The 21,116-nt window shown below is 71.8% G+C and carries 17 protein-coding genes; 11 read left to right on the top strand and 6 right to left on the bottom strand.

The genetic code is table 11. The features are described 5' to 3' along the window. The first annotated feature begins 24 nt into the window (after positions 1-24). Together N8J89_RS25380 and N8J89_RS25375 are read left to right on the top strand one after the other, a co-directional pair. The gene (locus tag N8J89_RS25380; RefSeq protein ID WP_283659514.1) at positions 25-723 is read left to right on the top strand and encodes a TioE family transcriptional regulator; all 699 of its coding nucleotides are present in this window, start codon (positions 25-27) and stop codon (positions 721-723) included. A 20-nt stretch (positions 724-743) separates the two neighbouring features. Beyond that, positions 744-1,643, top strand: coding sequence for an SDR family oxidoreductase (locus N8J89_RS25375; RefSeq protein WP_283659513.1), 900 nt, complete (start codon positions 744-746; stop codon positions 1,641-1,643). On the opposite strand, the gene N8J89_RS25370 is transcribed toward N8J89_RS25375, so the two are convergent. After that, positions 1,636-2,577, bottom strand: coding sequence for a helix-turn-helix transcriptional regulator (locus tag N8J89_RS25370; protein WP_283659512.1), 942 nt, complete (start codon positions 2,575-2,577; stop codon positions 1,636-1,638). The two genes, N8J89_RS25375 and N8J89_RS25370, sit on opposite strands and share 8 nt — an antisense overlap. A gap of 62 nt (positions 2,578-2,639) precedes the next feature. Between N8J89_RS25370 and N8J89_RS25365 the strand changes: the two genes are divergently transcribed. The 5 genes from N8J89_RS25365 (at position 2,640) to N8J89_RS25345 (ending at position 8,700) form a co-directional block, all read left to right on the top strand. Beyond that, the gene (locus N8J89_RS25365) at positions 2,640-4,880 is read left to right on the top strand and encodes an ATP-binding cassette domain-containing protein (RefSeq protein ID WP_283659511.1); all 2,241 of its coding nucleotides are present in this window, start codon (positions 2,640-2,642) and stop codon (positions 4,878-4,880) included. 57 nt (positions 4,881-4,937) lie between these two features. Continuing rightward, positions 4,938-6,149, top strand: coding sequence for a cytochrome P450 (locus N8J89_RS25360; RefSeq protein WP_283659510.1), 1,212 nt, complete (start codon positions 4,938-4,940; stop codon positions 6,147-6,149). Between the two features lie 2 nt (positions 6,150-6,151). Next, entirely contained in the window at positions 6,152-6,784 is a 633-nt protein-coding gene (locus N8J89_RS25355) for a VC0807 family protein (RefSeq protein WP_283659509.1), read from the top strand. Positions 6,785-6,972: 188 nt separating this feature from the next. Continuing rightward, positions 6,973-8,094: a transcription termination factor Rho gene (gene rho / locus N8J89_RS25350; RefSeq protein ID WP_283659508.1), complete on the top strand. Its 1,122-nt coding sequence runs from the start codon at positions 6,973-6,975 to the stop codon at positions 8,092-8,094. A gap of 18 nt (positions 8,095-8,112) precedes the next feature. Next, positions 8,113-8,700 (top strand): HAD domain-containing protein, encoded by a 588-nt coding sequence (locus N8J89_RS25345; protein WP_283659507.1) that lies wholly within the window; start codon positions 8,113-8,115, stop codon positions 8,698-8,700. On the opposite strand, the gene N8J89_RS25340 is transcribed toward N8J89_RS25345, so the two are convergent. Next, a complete protein-coding gene (locus N8J89_RS25340) occupies positions 8,602-9,678 on the bottom strand; it encodes a sugar ABC transporter substrate-binding protein (protein ID WP_283659506.1) in 1,077 nt (358 codons plus the stop codon). The two genes, N8J89_RS25345 and N8J89_RS25340, sit on opposite strands and share 99 nt — an antisense overlap. Before the next feature lie 182 nt (positions 9,679-9,860). Here N8J89_RS25340 and N8J89_RS25335 point away from each other — a divergent pair, with 182 nt between their 5' ends. Beyond that, a complete protein-coding gene (locus tag N8J89_RS25335) occupies positions 9,861-10,781 on the top strand; it encodes a helix-turn-helix domain-containing protein (RefSeq protein WP_283659505.1) in 921 nt (306 codons plus the stop codon). A gap of 67 nt (positions 10,782-10,848) precedes the next feature. After that, the gene (locus N8J89_RS25330) at positions 10,849-11,826 is read left to right on the top strand and encodes a zinc-binding alcohol dehydrogenase family protein (protein WP_283666244.1); all 978 of its coding nucleotides are present in this window, start codon (positions 10,849-10,851) and stop codon (positions 11,824-11,826) included. Between the two features lie 48 nt (positions 11,827-11,874). On the opposite strand, the gene N8J89_RS25325 is transcribed toward N8J89_RS25330, so the two are convergent. Beyond that, entirely contained in the window at positions 11,875-13,416 is a 1,542-nt protein-coding gene (locus N8J89_RS25325) for an FAD-dependent monooxygenase (protein ID WP_283659504.1), read from the bottom strand. 147 nt (positions 13,417-13,563) lie between these two features. Here N8J89_RS25325 and N8J89_RS25320 point away from each other — a divergent pair, with 147 nt between their 5' ends. Both N8J89_RS25320 and N8J89_RS25315 read left to right on the top strand, forming a co-directional pair. Beyond that, on the top strand, positions 13,564-15,717 hold the full coding sequence (locus N8J89_RS25320) for an ATP-binding protein (RefSeq protein ID WP_283659503.1): 2,154 nt from the start codon (positions 13,564-13,566) through the stop codon (positions 15,715-15,717). A 68-nt stretch (positions 15,718-15,785) separates the two neighbouring features. Further along, positions 15,786-16,775, top strand: coding sequence for an AfsR/SARP family transcriptional regulator (locus tag N8J89_RS25315; protein ID WP_283659502.1), 990 nt, complete (start codon positions 15,786-15,788; stop codon positions 16,773-16,775). 4 nt (positions 16,776-16,779) lie between these two features. On the opposite strand, the gene N8J89_RS25310 is transcribed toward N8J89_RS25315, so the two are convergent. The 3 genes from N8J89_RS25310 to N8J89_RS25300 form a co-directional block, all read right to left on the bottom strand. Further along, positions 16,780-17,952 (bottom strand): serine hydrolase domain-containing protein, encoded by a 1,173-nt coding sequence (locus tag N8J89_RS25310; RefSeq protein ID WP_283659501.1) that lies wholly within the window; start codon positions 17,950-17,952, stop codon positions 16,780-16,782. 140 nt (positions 17,953-18,092) lie between these two features. After that, entirely contained in the window at positions 18,093-19,544 is a 1,452-nt protein-coding gene (locus N8J89_RS25305) for a S1 family serine peptidase (protein ID WP_283659500.1), read from the bottom strand. A 34-nt stretch (positions 19,545-19,578) separates the two neighbouring features. Beyond that, the gene (locus N8J89_RS25300) at positions 19,579-21,111 is read right to left on the bottom strand and encodes a S8 family peptidase (protein WP_283659499.1); all 1,533 of its coding nucleotides are present in this window, start codon (positions 21,109-21,111) and stop codon (positions 19,579-19,581) included. Positions 21,112-21,116: the final 5 nt, after the last annotated feature.

Genomic DNA, 21,116 nt, shown 5'->3' with positions numbered 1-21,116 from the left:
AGGCTGCGGTAAAGTCTCAAAGCGGTGAGAACCCTACGACCAGCCGACCTCGCGCGGGAGCACGGCCTGTCCACCCAGGCGGTGCGCAACTACGAGCGCGACGGCTTCCTGCCGCCGGCCGAGCGCACCGCCAGCGGCTACCGGATCTACACCGAGCGGCACGCCGCCGCGCTGCGCGCCTACCTAGCCCTGGTCGGCGCCTACGGGCACGCCCTCGGCGGCCAGATCATGCGCACGGTGCACCACGGCGAGCTCAACGAGGTGCTGCTGACAATCCACCGCGGTCACAGCCAGTCCCTGCGCGACCAGGAAACCCTGGCCGCGGTTCGCGAAGCGGTCGCCCACCTGACCGGGCAACCCGCCGCGCCGCCGTCACCGGGACCGCGCAGCATCGGCGAGCTGGCCCACCAGCTCGGCGTCACCCCGGCCACCGTGCGCAACTGGGAACAGGCCGGAATCCTCACTCCCGCACGGGATCCGGCCACCGGCTACCGGGTCTACACCGCCGAGGACCGCCGCGACGCCGAACTGGCCCACCTGCTCCGCCGCGGCGGCTACCCGCTCGCGCACATCGCCACCGTGGTCCACCAGATCCGCACCGCGGGCGGCACCGACTCCCTGGCCGGCGCGCTGGAAGACTGGCAGCGCAAGCTCACCGCGCAGGGCCTGGCCATGCTGCGCGCGGCCACCCAACTGAGCGACTACCTGGGATTGGCCGGATGAACACGGGGTAAGACCACCGCATGGCCGAGGACCAGTACACCCAGCAGGACCCGCGAACCCAGTACCCGCGCCCAGGACAGCAGCAGGGCCAGGAGCAGTCGCACCCCGGCACCGGCGAGGCCATGGGCCCACAACCCGACCACGGCGAGCGCACCTACCGCGGCAGCGCCCGCCTGGCCGGCCGCAAGGCGCTGATCACCGGCGGCGACTCCGGCATCGGCCGCGCGGTGGCCATCGCCTTCGCCCGCGAAGGGGCCGACCTGCTGCTGTCCTACCTGCCCGAGGAGGAAGAGGACGCGCAGAGCACGGCCGAGCTGGTGCGCGAGGCCGGTCGCGAGGCGGTGTGCGTGCCGGGGGACATCCAGTCCGAGGAGCACTGCCAGCACCTGGTCGCGCGGGCGGTGCAGGAGTTCGGTCACATCGACGTGCTGGTCAACAACGCCGCCTACCAGATGTCCCAGGACGAGGGCATCCTCGGCATCAGCACCGAGCAGTTCGACCGGGTGCTCAAGACCAACCTGTACGCGATGTTCTGGCTGTGCAAGGCCACCGTGCCGCACATGCCGCCCGGCGGCGCGATCATCAACACCGCCTCCATCCAGGCCTCCCAGCCCTCCGCCGAGCTGCTGGACTACGCCACCACCAAGGGCGGCATCGTCACCTTCACCAAGGCCCTGTCCAACGACCTGATCGAGCAGGGCATCCGGGTCAACGCGGTGGCCCCCGGTCCTGTTTGGACACCGCTGATCCCGGCCACCATGCCCGAGGAGAAGGTGGACTCCTTCGGTGGCAACACCCCGATGGGCCGCGCCGGCCAGCCCGCCGAGCTGGCCCCGGCCTACGTGTTCTTCGCCTCCCAGGAGTCCAGCTACATCACCGGCGAGGTGCTCGCGGTCACCGGCGGCAAACCGCTCACCTGAGCCGCGCACCGAACCGTTGGCAGGCCTGGCGGAACTCCGCCGGTTCGTGGATGGTGAAGTCCGCGTCCAGGAACGCCAGGCCCTGCACCAGCCACTGCCAGGAATCCAGGTACAGCACGGCTCTGGTGCCCTCGGGGAGCGGGCTGAGCTCGACGTCCTGGTACTTGAACGCGTCCGCTACCACCTCCAGCGGGGCCTGCACGGTGAGCACCACGCGCTGCCGCTGCCGCCGCATGCCTTGGCGCACGTAGTCGATCCCGCTGTCGGCGGGCAGCGGCCGGGGCGCGAAGGTCCGGCCGAGGTCCCTCGGCTCGGCGATGCGGTCGATGCGGAAGACCCGCCAGTCCGCCCGGTCGGTGTCCCAGGCCAGCAGGTACCAGCGCAGGTGCAGGTGCAGCTGGCGGTGTGGCTCCACCCGGCGGGTGCTCGCGGTTCCGTTCGCGCGGGTGTAGTCGAAGGACACCAGGTGGTGGTGCTGGATGGCCTCGGCGAGCGTGCTCATCGTCTCCGCGCTGGTGCTCGGCGCGGGCGTGGCGGTGGTCTCCAGGCTGGCGCGCAGGGCCGCCGCGCGGGGCCGCAGCCGCTTGGGCAGGTACTGGTCGACCTTGCCGTAGGCGCGGGTGGCCGCGTCGTCCACGCTGCCCTCGCCCGCCTGGCCGACGGCGGCCAGCGTGGCCAGGCCGAGCAGGGTGGCGATGGCCTCGTCGTCGTCCAGCAGCAGCGGCGGCATGGCCCGCCCGGCGGCCAGCCGGTAGTAGCCGCCCGGCCCCGGCTGGGTCTGCACCGGGTAGCCGTAGCTGCGCAGCCGGTCCACGTCCCGGCGCAGCGTGCGCGGGGCGACCGCGAGCCGGGCCGCCAGCTCCTCGCCGGTGAACGCCTTGCCGGTCTGGAGTTCGGCCAGCAGCGAGAGCACCCGGTGCAACACATCCGCCATGCCGACATTCTCGCGCGAATCGCGGTCAGATTCTGGCCACATCTGCTCGTAGCGTGGCCGGCATGTCGACCATCCGCATCCGGGACGCCCGGACCAACAACCTGAAGTCGCTCGATGTGGACGTGCCGCGCGGGCAGGTGGTGGTGTTCGTCGGCCTGTCCGGCTCCGGCAAGTCCTCCCTGGTGTTCGACACGATCGCGGCCGAGGCGGGCTTCCAGCTCACCGAGACCTTCCCGCCGTTCACCCGCAACCGGCTGCCGAAGTGGACCAGGCCCGAGGTCGGCCAGATCGACGGCCTGTCCCCGGTGGTGGTGATCGACCAGCGCCGCCTCGGCGGCAACGCCCGCTCCACCGTCGGCACGATCACCGACGCCTGGACCTACCTGCGCCTGCTGTTCTCCCGGCTGAGCACCCCGCACGTGGGCGAGTCGAACCACTTCTCCTTCAACGACCAGGCGGGCATGTGCCAGACCTGCGCCGGCCTCGGCGAGGTGGTGGCCAGCGCGGTGGACCGCTTCGTGGACCTGGACCGCTCACTGGCCGACGGCGCGATCCTGTTGCCCGGCTTCGGGAACGGCGGCTACTGGTACTCCCAGTACGCCGACATCGGCTCCTTCGACGTGCACACCCCGCTGCGCGAGTGGTCCAAGGCCGAGCGGGACGCGCTGCTCTACGGCGGCGAGCACGCCGCGCGGCTGGGCACCAAGCCGCCCAAGGACTACGAGGGTGTGGTGGAGCGGTTCGAGCGGATCTACCTGCACACCAGCGACGACCTCTCCGACCGCAAGAAGGAGACCCTGGCCCGGTTCACCCGCGCCGAGCGGTGCCCGGACTGCCACGGCGACCGGCTGAACGAGGCGGCCCGCACCGCCACCGTGCGCGGCCACACCATCGGCGAGCTGGCCAGGATGGAGATCAGCGAACTGGCCAACCTGGTGGCGGAACTGACCGAGCCGACGGTGCGGCCGGTGCTGGACGCGTTGCGGGACCGCCTGGCCGCGATGGTCACCATCGGCCTCGGCTACCTGCACCTGGGCCGGGCCACCACCACCCTCTCCGGCGGCGAGTCCCAGCGCATCAAGACGGTGAAACACCTGGGCAGCAGCCTGATCGAGATGCTCTACGTCTTCGACGAGCCCACCGTCGGCCTGCACCCGCACGACGTGGCCGCGATGACCACCCTGCTCGAACAGCTGCGGGACAAGGGGAACAGCGTCCTCGTCGTCGAGCACGACCCCGAGGTGATGGCCATCGCCGACCAGATCATCGAGATCGGCCCGCACGCGGGCGAACACGGCGGAACCCTGGTCTTCCAAGGCACCTTCGCCGAGCTCCAGCAAGCCACCACCCCCACCGCGGCCGCGCTGTCCCGGCCCCGCCCGATCAAGACCCAGCCCAGGAACCCGCGCGGCTGGCTGACGATCGCCAACGCCACCCGCAACAACCTGGACAACGTCACCGCCGACATCCCCACCGGTGTGCTGACCGTGCTCACCGGCGTGGCCGGATCGGGCAAGTCCAGCCTGGCCGCCGAGCTGCTGGCCCAGCACGAGGCCATCGTCATCGACCAGAAACCGGTCAGCACCAACCGCCGTTCCACCCCCATCACCTACACCGGCATCGCCACCCCCGTCCGGAAACTGTTCGCCCGCACCAACAACGTCCCCGCCACCCTGTTCAGCGCCAACTCCGCGGGTGCCTGCCCCGACTGCGCGGGCCTGGGCGTCATCTACACCGACCTGGCGTTCCTGGATGGCCAGGAGACGGTCTGCCAGACCTGTCACGGCCGCCGCTTCACGCCGGAAGTGTTGCGGCACAAGGTGGACGGCCTGTCCATCGCCGACATCGACGACCTGACCATCACCGAGGCCATCCACCGCCTGACCGACCCGGCGATCGCGAGCTCCCTGCGCCACCTGGACCAGGTCGGCCTCGGCTACCTCCGTCTCGGCCAGCCGCTGACCACCCTCTCCGGTGGCGAGTGCCAGCGCGTCAAGATCGCCAAGGAGCTGCGCGAGACCACCGCGCCCACCCTGTACGTGCTGGACGAGCCCACCACCGGCCTGCACCTGAGCGACATCGACAACCTGCTCTCCGTGCTGGACGACCTGGTCGAGCAGGGCCACACCGTGCTGGTCATCGAGCACAACCTGGACGTGATCCGGCGCGCCGACTGGCTGATCGACCTCGGCCCCGGACCGGGCAGGCACGGCGGCCGGATCCTGTTCCAGGGCCGGGTCGCCGACCTCACCGGCACCGCCACGGCGGCCGCCCTCCACCCCGGGGTGGAGATCCCCGGCTGAGCGAACCCACCCGTGCGCCGAGGCAACTCCACCCGGCCCGTCCCTAGCGTCGCGTTCGTGAAACTCCCGATCCCGCGCACCTGTCCGCACACCGAGCCGCCGGAGTACGCCCGGCTGCGCGCCACCGACCCGGTCGCCAGGGCCACCCTGCCCAGCGGCGACCGGGTCTGGCTGGTCAGCAGGCATGCCGACGTGCGCACGGTGCTCACCGACCCGCGCTTCAGCATCGACGCCACCCGCCCCGGCTTCCCCCGCAGACGCGAAGGCGACGGTCCACCCGCGCGGCGGCGACCGTTCCTGGACACCGACCCGCCCGAGCACGGGGTGTACCGGCGGATGCTCAACGCCGAGTTCACCGTGCGCCGGGTGAGCGCGCTGCGGCCGGAGATCGAACGGGTGGCCGACCGGCTCATCGACGAGATGGTGGCGAGTGGGCCGGAGGCGGACCTGGTGTCGGCGTTCGCGCTGCCACTGCCCTCGCTGGTGATCTGCCGGATGCTCGGGGTGCCCTATGCCGACCACGAGTTCTTCGAGTCGCGGACTCGTGTCGCGTTGAGCCAGGCCAGTAGTGCCGAGGAGTCGGGCGCGGCCACGGGGGAGCTGTTCGGCTACCTGGACGCGCTGTTCGAGCGGCGGCAGCGCGAAACCGCTGGGGACCTGGTGAGCGGGCTGGCTGCCGAGCCGGTCGCCGGAGATCTGGTGAGCAGGCTCGTTGCGGGACCGGTCGCCGAGGGCAGCCTGAGCAGGCCCGGCGCGGTGGGCATGCTGCTGATCCTGCTGGTCGCCGGGCACGAGACCACCGCGAACATGATCTCCCTCGGCCTGCTCACCCTGCTCGGTGAACCTGAGCTGTGCCGGGAACTCCGCGAAGATCCCCGGCGTATGCCCGCGGTGGTCGAGGAGCTGCTCCGCTTCCTCTCCGTCGCCGACACGGTGGCCGCCAGGGTCGCCACCGCCGACGTCGAGCTGGGCGGCAGGCTCATCCGGGCGGGGGAGGGCGTGCTCACCCTCGGCCTGTCCGCCAACCGCGATCCCGATTTCCTCGACCGCCCCGACGAGTTCGACCCGTCCCGCCCGGCCCGGCACCACCTCGCCTTCGGACACGGTCCGCACCAGTGCATCGGCGCGCACCTGGCCCGCGCCGAACTGGAGATCGCCTTCACCCGCCTGCTCACCCGGCTGCCCACGCTGCACCTGACCTCGGCGGAACCGCGCTACAAACAGCAGGCGCAGGTCTTCGGCCTGGACCGCCTGCCGGTGGGGTGGTGACCATGCCGCACAACCGGTTCACCTGGCTGCTGGGACTGGTGCTGGACATCGGCCTGTCCCCGCTGACCTTCTACGCCGCCCGCCTGCTCGGCTTCGACAACCTGACCTGCCTGCTGGCCGGCACCATCGCGGTGGGGCTACGCGCCGGCTACCTGCTCTGCGCCCGCCGCCGGGTCGAGCCACTGGTCCTGCTCATGCTGCTGACCAGCCTGCTCAGCCTCATCGGCGCCCTGCTGACCAGCGACCCCCGGCTCATGCTGCTGCGCGAACCGCTGATCACCACCGTGGTCGCGCTGGTCTTCCTCGGCACCTGCCTGACCACCCGGCCCGCCATCTTCCACGTGGCCAGGCGCATGCGCGGCACCGGCGCCGAGGACTGGGACCAGCGCATCGCCGAGGAACCCGCGTTCCGCCGCCTGTTCCTGCTGCTGACCACGGTCTGGGCCGGGGGCCTGCTGGCTGCCTCCGCGGTCAGGGCGGTGCTGGTCTACCGGCTGCCGATCGAGGTGATGGCCGGTCTCAGCCAGGTGATCGAGCTGGTCGCGGTCGGGCTGCTGGTGGCGTGGACGATGTGGTACCGCCGACGGCCGCACGCCGCGACCGCGCCGCGTCCGGACCGGGTGGGCCGCCACTGACCTGGGGCGGGGGTGCCGTGGGACAACTCACTGGGCGAGCGGCGCGCGGTCTGCTACCGTGAAGGCGTCTACCGCTCGCGGGTTCTGGACAGTCGTCCCCCAACAGCCGGTTTCCGATTTCACGGTTCCCCCTCGCCGGACGTGGCTACCCGCCTTCCCCGGCGAACCACCTCACGGAAAGAAAACCCATGTCCGACAACACCTTCACGGTGTCCGGGGTGCTCGACACCCAGGACAACCGCAGCTACCTCCGCGACCACTCCTACCTGCCCACCCCCGACGATGTCCTTGTCCCGCAAGCCATCGCCGGTGCCTGCAAGCTACGCCGGGGCGACCGCGTCACCGGAGTCGCGCAGCCGGCCGGAAACGGCAGGCTCCGCCTGGCCCAGGTCGAGACGATCAACGGCCAGGACCCGCTGCGCGCGGCCACCCGCCCGGCCTTCACCGACCTGACCCCCATCCACCCCCGCGACCGCCTGCGCCTGGAAACCACCCCGCAGGCGCTGACCACCAGGGTGATCGACCTGCTCATGCCGGTCGGCAAGGGCCAGCGCGCGCTGATCGTGGCCCCGCCCAAAGCGGGCAAAACCACGGTGCTGCACGCGATCGCGCACGCGATCAGCCACAACCACCCGGAATGCCACCTGATGGCGGTCCTGGTCGGCGAACGCCCGGAGGAGGTCACCGACTTCGCCCGCACCGTGCCCGGCGAGGTCATCGGCGCCACCTTCGACCGGCCGCCCCGCGAGCACACCGCACTGGCCGAGCTCGCCATCGAACGCGCCAAACGCCTGGTCGAACTGGGCCAGGACGTGGTGGTGCTGCTGGATTCCCTGACCCGCCTGGGCCGCGCCTACAACCTGGCCGCCCCCGCCTCCGGCCGCATCCTCTCCGGCGGCATCGACGCCGCCGCCCTGACCCCGCCGAAGCGGTTCCTCGGCGCGGCAAGGGCGATCGAGCAGGGCGGCTCCCTCACCATCTTCGCCACCGCCCTCGTCGACACCGGCTCCGCGGGCGACAACCTGATCTTCGAGGAGTACAAGGCCACCGGCAACGCCGAGCTCGTGCTGGACCGGGGCATCGCCAACCAGCGCCGCCACCCCGCCGTCGACATCCGCCGCACCGGCACCCGCAAGGACGAGATCCTGTGCTCCGCAACGGAAATCGCCGCCACCCGCGCCCTGCGCCGCGCCCTGCACACCTGCGAACCCCACCAGGCCGTGGACAAGCTCCTGGACGGCCTGCGCGCCACCCCGACCAACACCGAGTTCCTCACCCAACTCCTCAGGGCCACCCCCCGCGCGGCCTGACCTCGCTATCGTGCGTCCGTGACCGGCGCCGCCCCACCTCCGCTGCTGTTCCTCGACGTCGACGGCCCCCTCATCCCCTTCGGCGGGCAGTCCTACCCGACCTACCCAACCGGCCCGGTAGCAACAGCGAACCCGTTGCTGTCCAGGCTCAATCCCGCCCACGGCCCCCGCCTCGCCGCCCTGCCCTGCGAACTGGTCTGGGCCACCACCTGGATGGAAGAGGCCAACGAGTGCCTCACCCCGCTGCTCGGCCTGCCCCGGCTGCCGGTGGTCGACTGGCCGGAACCGTCCGATGTGGACGAACGCGACGAGCGGATCGGCCTGCACTGGAAGACCCGCGCCCTGGTCGCCTTCGCCGCCGGACGCGCGTTCGCCTGGGTCGACGACGAGATCACCGATCCCGACCGGGCCTGGGTGTCCGCCCACCACCCGGGAACCGCGCTGCTGCACCGGGTCGACCCGCGGCACGGCCTCACCGACGCCGACTACGCCACCCTGACCGAGTGGTCACTCGGCCTCGTACACCTCAGCGTTCAGGATCGTTCGCTTCGGCACCGGGCGGCCGCGGTGCATCTTGACCAAGAGGTTGGCGACGCTCACGGCTAGGCGGTGGGTGTCCTGGACGACGGTGGCGCGCAGCGGGCTGTTCGCGGTGTTGATGAGCGCTTTCGCTTCCAGCACTCCATCGACGCCGACGACGACCGTGTTGTGCGTGGCCGGCAAGGTCGCCGAGAGGGCGTCAACAGCGCCCAGGGCCATCTCGTCGTTGGTGCAGAAGATCGCGTTGAGGCACTGGCGGGACTCCAGTTGCCGGACATGGGAGTGCACCGCGTCGTACGCGCGAGAACGCACGAAGTCGCAGCGGTCCTCAACGGTGATCGCCACACCGTCGAGCTCGCGGCGCAGGACCTGCGCGCAGCGTTCTTGCCGGCTCCGGTGCTCGCGGCTGGCGATGATGAGGACACGTGGGCGCTTCTTTCCGCGGAGGCGCTTGGCCAGCCATTTTCCGGCCAGGTCGCCGAGTTCGCCCGTGTCGTACCCGATGAAAGCGCTGTTGTCCGGATATTCGGACTCGTTCTCAAAGGGCTCCAGATCGGTGAAGACAATGGGCAGCCGGGATTTCTGGCAGAACCTCGTCAGGTCGTCGCGGAGCCGGTGCACCTCGCTGGCCACGATCACGCCGCCCAGGTAGTCACGCCGTCTGTCCAGGAGCCTTTCCAGGTGCTGGGACTGCGCCCCCGCGTCGTAGTCCCGATCCGGCACTTTGAGCACCAGGTCGATGCCGTCCTGGTCGAATGCGCTGTGCAGGCGGTGCACGAGCGCGGCCACGTAGTACTTCTGGCTGAACGCCGAGGTCATCAGGAAGGCTCGTCTTGAGCGTTTTCGCGTGGTCTGAAGTATTGAGAAGGTGACCCAGGAGATCACCGCGACACCGCCGGAGGTCAGAGCGAACCAGATGAAGATGACGCTGTTGGGGATATCTGTCTGTAGTGCTTTCAGGATTGTCGTCAGGATGAGGCCGCTCAGGACGGAGGTCCCCACGGTGAACCGCACTGGCATTCGATCCCGGTCAAGCCACGCCATCTCGAAAACTCCCCTCCCGCAAGATCTCGATGCGGGCCATTGTCCCTCAATATCGACTTCCTCCTCGGCGGAGTCATCGTCGGCGGTGGGATCGCACGCGGGGGCCTCCCCGTTGCGGGCGGCGGCGCGACGGTGAGAATGGGCTTGAGTTTCCACCTGCTGGAAGGTTCAGGCTGCTCCTCGTGAACGACGAAGACGAGCTGTTCACCATCGGACAGCTCTCCCGCAGCACCGGTCTGTCGACCAGGACCATCCGGTTCTGGTCCGACAGCGGACTGCTGCCGCCCACCGCCAGGTCCTATGGGGGTTACCGGCTCTACGACGCGGCCGCGGTCGGCCGGCTTGAGCTGGTGCGCACCCTGCGTGAGCTGGGGATGGACCTGGACACGGTGGCCAAGGTGCTGGCCGAGCAGGTCACGGTGACCGATGTGGCGCGGACGCACGTGACCGCGCTGGATGCCGAGATCCGCACCTTGCGGGTGCGGCGGGCGGTGCTGCGGGCGGTCGTTCGACGTGGCGGAACTACCGAGGAGATGAAACTCATGCACGAACTGGCGCGACTGTCCGCGGGGGAGCGGCAGCGCATCCTGGACGAGTTCGTCGAGCGCGCGTTCGACGGCACCGACCCGGCGGCACCCGGGGCTGGGCTCGCGGACTCCATGCGGCAGCTGCCTGCCGAGCTGCCGGACGACCCCACCGACGAGCAGGTCAACGCCTGGGTGGAGCTGGCGGAGCTGGTGCGGGACGAGGACTTCCAGCGCCGGGTCCGGGAGATGGCGGTGGCCGGGTCCGAGCAGGCGCACCAGCAGTCGCCGGACTTCGGGATCTCGGCGGAGCTGGTGATCGAGCACGCGGGTGCGGCGCTGGCCGCCGGGGTCGCGCCGGACGCGCCGGAGGCCGGGGCCTACCTGGACCGGATCGCGCCGACGCTACCGGTGTCCGAGCGGGCTGGGGTGGCCGAGCAGCTGGCGACCTTCACCGACGGCAGGGTGGAGCGGTACTGGCACCTGCTGGGTGTGCTCAACGGGTGGCCGCCGCGGCCGGCCGGGCCCGCGGTGCCCGCCTTCGAATGGGTGATCGCCGCGTTGCGGGCCTCGCACTGATCGCATGATCCGCCCCGGTCCGGGAACTTTTCCGGACCGGGGCGGGTTGCACCACGGCATGAGGATGATGCGTGCGGTGGTGCTGGACGGGCCGGGGCCGGTGGAGGCGCTCCAGTTGCGCGAGGTGCCGGTGCCGGAGGCCCGCGAGGGGTGGGTGCGGATCAAGGTGGAAGCCTTCGGACTCAACCGTTCCGAGCAGCACCTGCGCACCGGATTGGCCACCAACCCGGTATTTCCGATCGTGCCCGGCATCGAGGCCGTGGGCACCGTGGATGCCGCGCCGGGCGGTGAGTTCGAGCCGGGCCAGCCGGTGGTGGCGATGATGGGCGGCATGGGCCGGGCCTTCGACGGCGGTTACGCCGAGTACACCCTGGTGCCGGCGAGTTGTGTCATCCCGGTGCGGACCAGCCTGGACTGGGCCACCCTCGGCGCGCTGCCGGAGATGTTGCAGACCGCGCACGGCTCGCTGCACACCGGACTGGCGATCCAGCCCGGCCAGAGCTTCCTGGTCCGCGGCGGCACCTCCTCGGTGGGCGTGGCGGCCGCGGTGCTGGCCAAGGAGCACGGGCTGGAAGTGTTGTCCACCACCAGGAATCCGGCCAAGTTGGCCGCGTTGCGGGACCTCGGCGTCGACCACCCGCTCCTCGACGACGGCCGGATCGCCGACCGGGTGAGGGAGATCCGGCCCGGGGGTGTGCACGCCGCGCTGGAGCTGGTGGGCACCAACACCCTGCCGGACACGTTGCGCGCCACCGGAAAGCACGGCACGGTCTGCTTCACCGGCATGCTCAGCGACCAGTGGACCATCCCGGACTTCTACCCGATGGACTACCTGCCCAACGGCGTCCGCCTCACCGCCTACGGCGGCGAGAGCAGCGACCTGCCGCGGGCCGACCTCCAGCGCTACCTGGAGCTGATCGAGGCCGGGACGCTGCCGGTGCGCATCCACCGGGTGTTCGCGCTGACCGAGATCCGCGAGGCCCACCAGCTGATGGAGGACGGCGGCGCGGTGGGGAAACTCGTGGTCAGAGTTGGTCTCCAGTAGGCAGTGGCGGCCGCGCTGCCCCTGGCGGAGGCAGCGCGGGCGCACCGTCTAGCCGAGCTCAGCGACCGGGTCGCCGAACCAGGTGGCGAGGGCCTCGCGCAGTGCGGGTGCCGCGGTGTCCGCGGGCTCGTCGAGGCTTGCCGCCCAGGCGATGTGCGCGTCCGGGCGGATCAGCAGCAGGTCGGCCGGCCGGTCCTCGGTCTTGGCGGTGACCAGGTCGACCCGGTGCCGCCAGTCCCCGGCGACCTCGTGCAGGTCGGCCCGCCCGGTCAGGTCGAGCAGCACCGGCCGCGCGGCGGCGAGCAGTTCGGCGACGCTGGTGCCGCCCTGGTCGGTGTGCAGGGCGAGGTCGGGGGCGAACGCGCCGACCAAGGGGTGCCGGTCGGCGCCGGGCAGCGGGTAGCGGAAGTCCGAACCCGCGATCATGGCGCCGATCCGCCGGGCCGCGGGCTCGTCGGCGAGCAGTTCCTGGAACACCGCGCGCAGCGCGTCGGCGGCCGCGTCCTGGGTGCGCCGCAACGCCACCTGGGCCTGGGTGTGCTGGAGGGTGCGCGCCCCGGCGAAGTGCCGCTCCTGGTGGTAGGTCTCCAACAGCCCGTCCGGAGCCCAGCCTTGCAGTGCGGCGGCCAGCTTCCAGGCCAGGTTGACCGCGTCCAGCATCCCGGCGTTGAGCCCGACCCCGGTGGCCGGGAACTGGTGCGCCGCATCACCGGCGAGCAGGATCCGGCCGTCCCGGTACCGCTCGGCCTGCCGCGCCTGGTGGCGGTAGCGGGAGAGCCTGCTGGCTTCGCCCATGGGCAGGTCGATGCCCAGCACCCGGCGCACGCTCTCGCTGACCTCGGCCAGCGTCATCGGCGCGTCGTCCTCGGGCTGGGTGAACTCGTCCTCGGTGGTGTAGACCATCACCGACCCGGGGGAGAGCGGCCCGAAGGCGAACACACCCCGCTCGGTCCGGGTGAAACCGGCGGCGATCCGGCGCTGCCCGGCGATGTCCAGATCGCCGTCGTCCAGCACCCGCACCGACTCCGGCAAGGTCACGTGCGCGAACCGGTTCACCTCCGGATAGGTGGTGCCGGGGAATGGAATCCCGGCCAGCTCCCGCACCGGGCTGCGCGGCCCGTCACAGCCCACCAGGTACCTGCCCCGCACCTCGTACGGCCCGTCCGGCCCGCGCACCTCCGCGGTGACCCCGTCCTCGTCCTGACTCACCCCGAGCACCTCGTGCCCGCGCCGGATCTCGGTGCCAACCGCCAGGGCGTGGTCCTCCAGCACCCGCTCCAGTCGCGCCTGCGGCAGCGGCAGCGCGTGCATCGGCGGGTCCGGCAGGCGGGTGAGGTCCACGTGCACCCCGCCGAAGGGGAACCGGGGCGGCGGCAGCGGACCGGTGGTGGCCGCGACCAGCTTGTCCAGCACACCCCGGTAGCGCAACAGCTCCAGGACCTGCCCGCCCAGCCCACCGGCCTTCGGGATGTCCCGCAGCTCCGGCTGCCGCTCCAGCACCAGCGGCCGCACCCCGGTCAGCCGCAGTTCACCGGCCAGCATCAGCCCGGTGGGGCCCGCGCCCACGATGATCACGTCGGCGTCCGTCATTCGCACCTGGGTACTCCCGTTTTCGCTGGTTGTGGCTACGGCGGGAGATTCTGCGGCATGACCGGGGCCTTGCCGCAAGGCCCCCGGTGCGCTATATGTTGGAGTGGGACGGAGTAGCTGCTCCGCTTTCCCCAGGGGGAGTGACGGGTGACGGGCCGGTTCGGCTTGCGGCTGCGGCAGTTCAGGGTGCTGGCGGGGCTCACCCAGGAGCAGTTGGCGCAGCGGTCCGGGGTCGGTGTGCGCACCATCGGCGGGCTGGAGACCGGTAGGCGGGCCGATCCCCGGCCGTCCACGGCCCGGCGGCTGGCCGACGCGCTGGAGTTGGCACCGGCCGAACGCGGTCAGTTGCTGGCCGCGGCCGTGGATGATCCCGCGCCGCCCGCCGGTGGTCGCAACGACCTGCCGGGGGACACCGCGGAGTTCACCGGGCGGGCCGAGGAGGTTGAGCGGCTGCTGGCGGAGCTGGGTGACGGCAGGCCGCGGACGGTGGTGATCGACGCGATCGACGGGATGGCCGGGGTGGGCAAGACCACGCTGGCCGTGCACGTCGCGCACCGGCTGGCCGGGCGTTATCCCGACGGCGCGCTGTTCATCGACCTGCACGGGCACGCCAGTGAGCGGGAGGCCACCGATCCGGCGGCGGCGCTGGAGATGTTGTTGCGCGCGTTGGGGGTTGGCGGGGAGCGGATTCCGGCTGGGCTGGATGAGCGGGCCTCGTTGTGGCGGGCGGAGCTGGCCGGGCGGCGGGTGCTGGTGGTGCTGGACAACGCGGTGAGCGCGGCGCAGGTGCGGCCGTTGTTGCCGGGGGCGGCCGGGTGTCTGGCGCTGGTGACCAGCCGGGGGCGGCTCGCGGGGTTGGGCAGTGGGCGGGCGGTGTCGCTGGACGTGTTGTCCGCCGCGGACGCGGTCGCGTTGTTCGAGCGGGTGGCGGGGGCGGAACGTGTTGCCGGACAACGGGAAGCCGTGGCGGAGCTGGTGCGGTGCTGCGGGTTCCTGCCGCTGGCGGTCCGGATCGCGGCCGCCCGGTTGCGCGGGCGTCCGGCGTGGACGGTGGCGGATCTGACCGAGCGGCTGCGGGAGGGTCGGCTGGCGGGGGTGGGTGCGGCGTTCGAGGTGTCCTACCGGCAGCTCACGGATGCGCAGCAGCGGCTGTTCCGGCTGCTGGGGCTGCATCCCGGGCCGGACATCGAACGGCGGGCCGCGGCCGCGCTCGCCGGGATCGAGGTGGCCGCTGCCGAGGAGTTGCTGGAAGAGCTGGTGGACGCGCACCTGCTCCAGCAGCCCGTGCCCGGCCGGTACCGCTTCCACGACCTGGTGCGGCAGTACGCCCAGCGCCTGGCGGCGGGCGATGCGGACCGGGAGGCCGCGTTGGCCGGGCACTACCTGAGCACCGCGCACGCCGCGGACCGGCTGCTGGCCCCGCACCGCGAGCCGATCCCGCTGGAACCGCCCGCCACCGACAGCCACCTGCGGGACGAGGCCGCGGCGCTGGCCTGGTTCGATGCCGAGGAGGGCAACCTGGCGGCGGTGCACCGGTTGGCCAGGGACCGGGGGTGGCACCTGCTGGTGTGGCAGCTGGCCGGTGCGCTGGACGTGGTGCACCGGCGGCGCGGGCGGCTGCACGGGGCGCTCGCGCTGTGGCAGGCCGGGCTGGCCGCGGCCGAGGCACTGGGCGATCCGGCCGCGCGGGCCAGGGCGCACCGGCTGCTCGGGCACGCCCACGCCAGGGCGGGGCAGCACGAGGAGGCGGTGCGGCACCTCCGGCAGGCGCTGGAGCTGGCCGAGCAGAGCGGCGACGCGCTGGCTCAGGCACACACCCAGCACACCCTCGCCTGGGCCAGGGAACAGTTGGGGGACAACGAGCACGCGCTGGCGCACGCCACCCGCGCGCTGGAGCTGTACCGGGGGCTCGGCCTGCCGCTGCGGGAAGCTCAGGCGCTCAACGCGGTGGGCTGGTACCACGCCCTGCTGACCGACTTCGAGCAGGCCCGCGCGCACTGCGAGAGCGCGTTGTCCCTGCTCCGGCAGCACCATGACAGCGCAGCGCCGGACAGTCTCGGCTACACCCTGGACAGCCTGGGCTACATCGCCCAGCACACCGGCAGGCACGCCGACGCCCTGGACTACTACCGGCAGGCGCTGACCGTGTACCGCGAGCTCGGCAACACCTACGAGGAAGCCAACACCCTGGCGAAACTGGCCGAGGCCCAGCTCGCGCTCGGCGAGTCCGGACCGGCCGGGGACGTGTGGCGGCAGGCGCTGCGGCTGTACCGGCGGCAGGGGCGCAGACCGCAGCGGTGATCGGACCGGCCACAATTGGCCGGTTCATGGCCTGGTCGGCCGCCCGGACCGGACCGCACGCTCAGCGAGTGCCCAGCCTCACCACCGAAGAGCTGACCGGAACCGAACGCGAGGTGTTGCGCGCGCTCGGCCGCGGCCGCACCGACGCCGAGATCGGCCGCGCGCTCGCGGTCGCGGAGCAGGCGGTGACCGAGCACGTCCGGCGCATCCAGGCCAAGCTCGGCCTGCGCGATCGGGCCGCGGCCATCGTCTACGCCTTCGACCACGGCATCACCCTCCCGCTCACCGCCCCGGTCCCGGCCGCGCGGCTGCGGATCTCGGTGCTCGGACCGGTGCGGGCCTGGCACGGCGCGGAAGCGCTGGACCTCGGGCCGGTCCGGCAGCAGAGCCTGCTGGCCGCGCTGGTGCTGCGCCCGGACATCCCGGTCAGCCAGGCCGAGCTGCTGCACCGGGTGTGGGGGCTGGAACCGCCGCTGGGCAACGTGGTCCCGGTCTACGTCTACCGGCTGCGCAAATGCCTGCACCGCGGCGGGGACCCGGTGATCGAACGGGATCAGCGGGGCTACCGTTTCCGCGCCACCGCGGTGGACCTCGACCTGACCGGGCTGGCCCGGATCGCCGCGGAGGCGGCCACGGCCGAGCGCGCGGGTGACCTGGCCGAGGCGGTGCGGGCCTACCGCCGGGCGCTGGCCCTGTTCCGCGGCGACCCGCTGGCCGGGCTGCTGGGACCGTTCGCGGAGACCGAACGGCTCCGGCTGACCGACCGGGGCGTGCACCTCGCCCTGCGCGCGGCGCACTGCCAGCTGAGCCTGGGCAGGCACGCCGAGACCCTGGACGAGCTGTGGGCGCTGGCCTCGGTGCACCCGCACCACGAACCGGTGGCCGCACTGCTCATGCGGGCACTGAGCGCCGGCGGCAGGCAGGCAGACGCGCTGGCCCTGTACGACCGGGTGCGCGACCGGCTGGCCGCCGACCTGGCCGCGCGGCCGGGGCCGGAGCTGCGCCGGATGCGGCAGGCCGTGCTGCACGGGGTGGCGGGCGACCCCGCCACCCCGTGACGCCTCACCGGCTGCCGCAGAGCGCGGACTCGATCACGTCCACCGGGGTGGGCTTGATCGAAGTGGCCTCCCAGGCGTTGGTCATCAGCGAGGCGTGCCTGCCGTCCTCGGTCACCGCGGTCAACGAGGTGTAGCCGGAGGTGGCGATGCCGTTGTGGAACCAGGCGTTGCCGCAGGAGAGCGAGAGCAGCTGCACGCCGAGACCCACCCCGAGCCAGCGCGGGTCGGACGGGTTGGGCATGGTCGCGATCCGGCGCATCTCCGCACCGGTGGCCGCGGAGAACAGCCCGCCGTCCACCACCGCCCGGTAGAACTTCGACAGGTCGGCCAGCGAGGAGATGACCGCGCCAGCCGGGCTGCCCAGGGACGGCTCGGAAATGAGCGGCGCCGAGGTGGTCTCGGTCCAGAAGAAGAACGGACCGGCCCGCACACCCCGGTAGCCGGAGAGGTAGGGCGCGGGCAGCGAGCGGTCGCCGGGGCCGGGGAAGGTGGTCCTGGTCAGGCCGAGCCGGTTGATGATCCGGCTGGTGATGGCCTCGCCGATGGAGACACCGGTGAGCTTCTCGATCAGCAGTCCGTTGATCATGTAACCCAGGTTGGAGTACTCCACCTTCGCGCCCGGCTCGGCCACCGGCGGGAAGGTCCGCAGGCCGACCTCGACCAGAGGCCGCAGCTCCACGCTGCCGTCCGGCTTGAGCAGCCCGGCGGCGTTCTGGGCGTAGGTCAGCACGTTCGGGTTGGCCACCCCGCCGGTGTGCTGGAGCAGCTGCCGCACGGTGATCCGGTTGCCGTCATAACCGTTGCCCTGCACCAGACCTGGCAGGTAGCGCTCGATCGGCTCATCCAGCGCCACCTTGCCCTCGTCGACCAGCTGCAGGACCACCGCGGCGGTGAAGGTCTTGGTCTGGCTGCCCACCCGGAAGTGCTCGTCCGGCCGGATCGGCCGGGCCGGTCCGATGATCGAGGCGGTGCCCGCGCTCAGGTGCCAGGAACCGGTCCGGTTGCCCGCGTACACCGCCGCGCCCGGTCCCGCGTGTGACTGGTAGCCGTTGAGCAGCGCCTGGGTGTCGGCGTGGCCGTCGGCGGCGTGCGCGGTGCCGCCCGCCAGCACCGAACCCGCCGCGGCGAGTGCGGCCAGTGCCGCCGCCACCGGTCTGCGCCCGAGTCTCTTGATCACGAAGAACCCCCATCTCGGTAGCTGTCGTGCTACCGGCGCAGCGTCCCAGCCTGCGCTGAAATCCGGATGAGATGGCTGGTCGTGGCGGGTGCGGAGGAGCCCGTGCCGCGGGCGGCGGCACGGGCTCCGGCCCGCGGGGGTCAGCGCACGGTGAGGGTGAACTCAGTGCTGCCGGACTTGCCCGCGCTGTCGGTGGCGGTGATGGTGATCTTGTAGGTGCCGGTCTGGAACGGGACGCCGACGCTCATCTTCGAGCTGCCGCCAGGGTTGACCGTCGAGGGCATGAACATCGGCCGCGAGGGCAGGCCCTCGGCGCTGAGGGTGATCGAGCCGGTGCCGCCGGTGACGGCGACCGTGGTGTTGATGAACCCGCCCGGCCCGGAGGTGGCCGAACTCGGGGTGGCAACGGGCTTCGGGCCCTCGGTGGAGCCGCCCTCGCCGACGGTCAGGGTGTACTCGGCGGTCTTCGCGCCGGAGCCGCCCTTGGCCGTGACGGTGACCTTGTGCGTGCCCTTCGGCGTGCTCGTCGCGGTCTCGATGGTCAGCTTGGCGACCTCACCCGAGGTGATCGAGGCCGGCTGGAAGGTGGCGGTGGCCCCGCCGGGCAGGCCGGCGGCGCTGAGCTCCAGCTTCTCCGCACCCTGGTCGCCGGCCTTGCTGGTGACGCTGGTGGAGATGTGCTTGCCGGGCTCCACCTTGCCGGAGGAGGGCGAGAGGCCCACGGTGAACTTGCCGTCGCCGGGCTGCCCGCCGATCTCCTTCCTGGCCCAGTCGCCCATCTCGTTGGTCAGCCGCGCCATGATGCTGTAACGGTCGCAGCCGCCGGCGCCCCAGGACACGACCCCGGCCACCACACCGTCCACAATGTACGGACCGCCGCTGTCGCCGCTACAGGTCGCGGTGCGGCCGTTGTCGTAACCGGTGCACACCATCACATCCGGGTTGACCCGGACGTTGAACACCTGGCAGTCCTTGGCGTCGTTGACCGGCAACGTGGTCTTGTACAGCGCGCCCGAGCCGCCGCTGGAGGTGGTCCGGCCGTAGCCGAAGACGGTGCCGGACTTGCCGGGCTGGGTGAGCCCGGTGTCGCCGGAACCCGCCACCTTCGCCCACTGGCTCTCCGGCACGGGCAGGTCGTCCGCGGTGGTGATCACCGCGACGTCGTAGCCGGTCTGCCAGGAGTTCGGGCCGGTGTAGCGCGGGTGCGCCTTGAAGGAGGTGACGTTGGTGCGGAAGGTCTCATCACCGGCGGTGGTGAGGTCGTCGTCGCCGTAGATGTAGCTCTTGGCCCCGCCGACGTCGATCATGCAGTGCGCGGCGGTGAGGATCTTGCGCTTGCCCACCACCGCGGCGGTGCAGGACTGGCCCTGCGGCCCGCCGCCGCCGGCGCGGACACCGGCGATGACGAAGGGGTTCTCCTTGACCGTGGTGCGCTGCCCGTTGATGACGTTCGCACCCGCGTCACCGGCTTTGAGCTCATCGGTCGGGATGGCGGCGGTGCTGATCGGGGCGGGCTCGGCCGCCGCGGCCACCGGCATGGCCAGCGCGGCCAGTGCCACGCACAGGGCGGTGACCAGACGTGGTGTTCTCATGGTGCTCCTCGACTTGCAGGGGATTGGCGGGGACTCAGAAGGTGATCGACCACCCGGTCAGGGTTCCGGTGTCGAAGCGGTGCACATCGCGGACGGAGAGCCGCCAGGTGCCGTTGGCCTCCTCGCGGGAGGCGTCCACGGTGAAGCTCTGGTGCACGCCACCCGCCTCGCCGACGCCGCCGGCGCGGTGCAGCGGGAAGGTGGCTCCGCTCGGGCCGATCAGGTCGATGGCGAGGTCGCCGGTGTAGCCGTGCTCGATGTCCACCCGGACCGGCAGGGTCGCGGAAGCCTTGCCCTCACAGGAGTTCTGCGTGACGCTGCTGCCGACCGCGGCACCGGCGTCCGGAATGGACACGTCCTCGTCGTTGGCCTTGACCCCGCACTTGGTCGGGCCGCCGCCGATGAACCCGGTGTAGAGCAGCTTGTTCGGCGAGCCCGCCCCCGGGTTGGTCACCAGGTCCGGGGTCGCGTTGTCCACCAACGCGTCCCGGACCTGCTGCGGGGTCGCACCCGGGTTCGCGCCCAGGTACAGCGCGGCCGCGCCCGCGCCGTGCGGGGAGGCCATCGAGGTGCCGCTGCCGGTGCGGTAGGCGCCGGTGTGGTCGGTGGAGTAGATGTTGCCGCCAGGTGCGAACAGGTCGACACAGCGGCCGTAGTTGCCGCTGCGGCCGCCGCCCTGGTTGATCCAGCCGATGGTGAACGCCTCCGGGGTGCGGCCGGGGCTGGCCGTGCAGGCGTCCTGACCGTTGTTGCCCGCCGCCACCGCGACCACAAAGCCCTTGGCCACCAACGCCTTGACCTGCTCGTCGCCGACGCCGACGGTGTCCATCACCAGGCTGAGGTTGACCACGCCCGGCTTGACGCCGTTCTTGGCCACCCATTCCAGCGCGCTGACCGTGGCCGAGTCCGGGCCCGAACCGCCGCAGTTCAGCGAACGGACCGCGACCACCTTGGCCTTCTTGGCCACCCCGACGGTCTTGCCCGCGATGGTGCCGGCCACGTGGGTGCCGTGCCAGAAGCAGTCGCTGGCGTCGTTGTCGTTGTCGATGAAGTCGTAGCCGTGGCTGGCCCTGCCCTCGAACTCCGAGTGCTGGATGCGCACCCCGGAGTCGATGACGTAGGCGGTGGTGTTGTCCGCCTTGTTCGGGTAGGTGTACTTCTTGTCCAGGCTGGTGGTCCGCTGGTCGATCTGGTCCAGCCCCCAGGACGGCGGGTTCGGCTGCTCCTCGGCGACCGCCCTGGTCGTGCCGTCCTCGTGCACCGCCTTGACCGAGGGGTCGGCGGCCAGCAGCTTCGCCTGCCGCTCGGGCAGATCGCGGACCGCGAACCCGTTCAGCGTGGCCGAGTAGGTGTCCGCGACCACCCCGCCGTAGCGCTGGGTGAGCGTGCTCGCGTGGCCCTGGGCCGCACGGGCACTGTCCTTCAGCACCACCAGGTAACGCCCGGCGATGTGCTCGTCGGCCTGGACGACGGCGGCTTCCGGCTGGGCGGTCGCTACTCCCGCGGTCACGGTCATCGCGACCGCGGCGACGGCCAGCAGGGCCGCTGTTCTTCGCGTCCTGTGCATCGGTT

Origin of the sequence: Crossiella sp. CA-258035 (genome assembly GCF_030064675.1) — a bacterium.
Lineage (GTDB): Bacteria > Actinomycetota > Actinomycetes > Mycobacteriales > Pseudonocardiaceae > Crossiella.
This window is presented reverse-complemented; position numbering and strand designations above follow the sequence as displayed.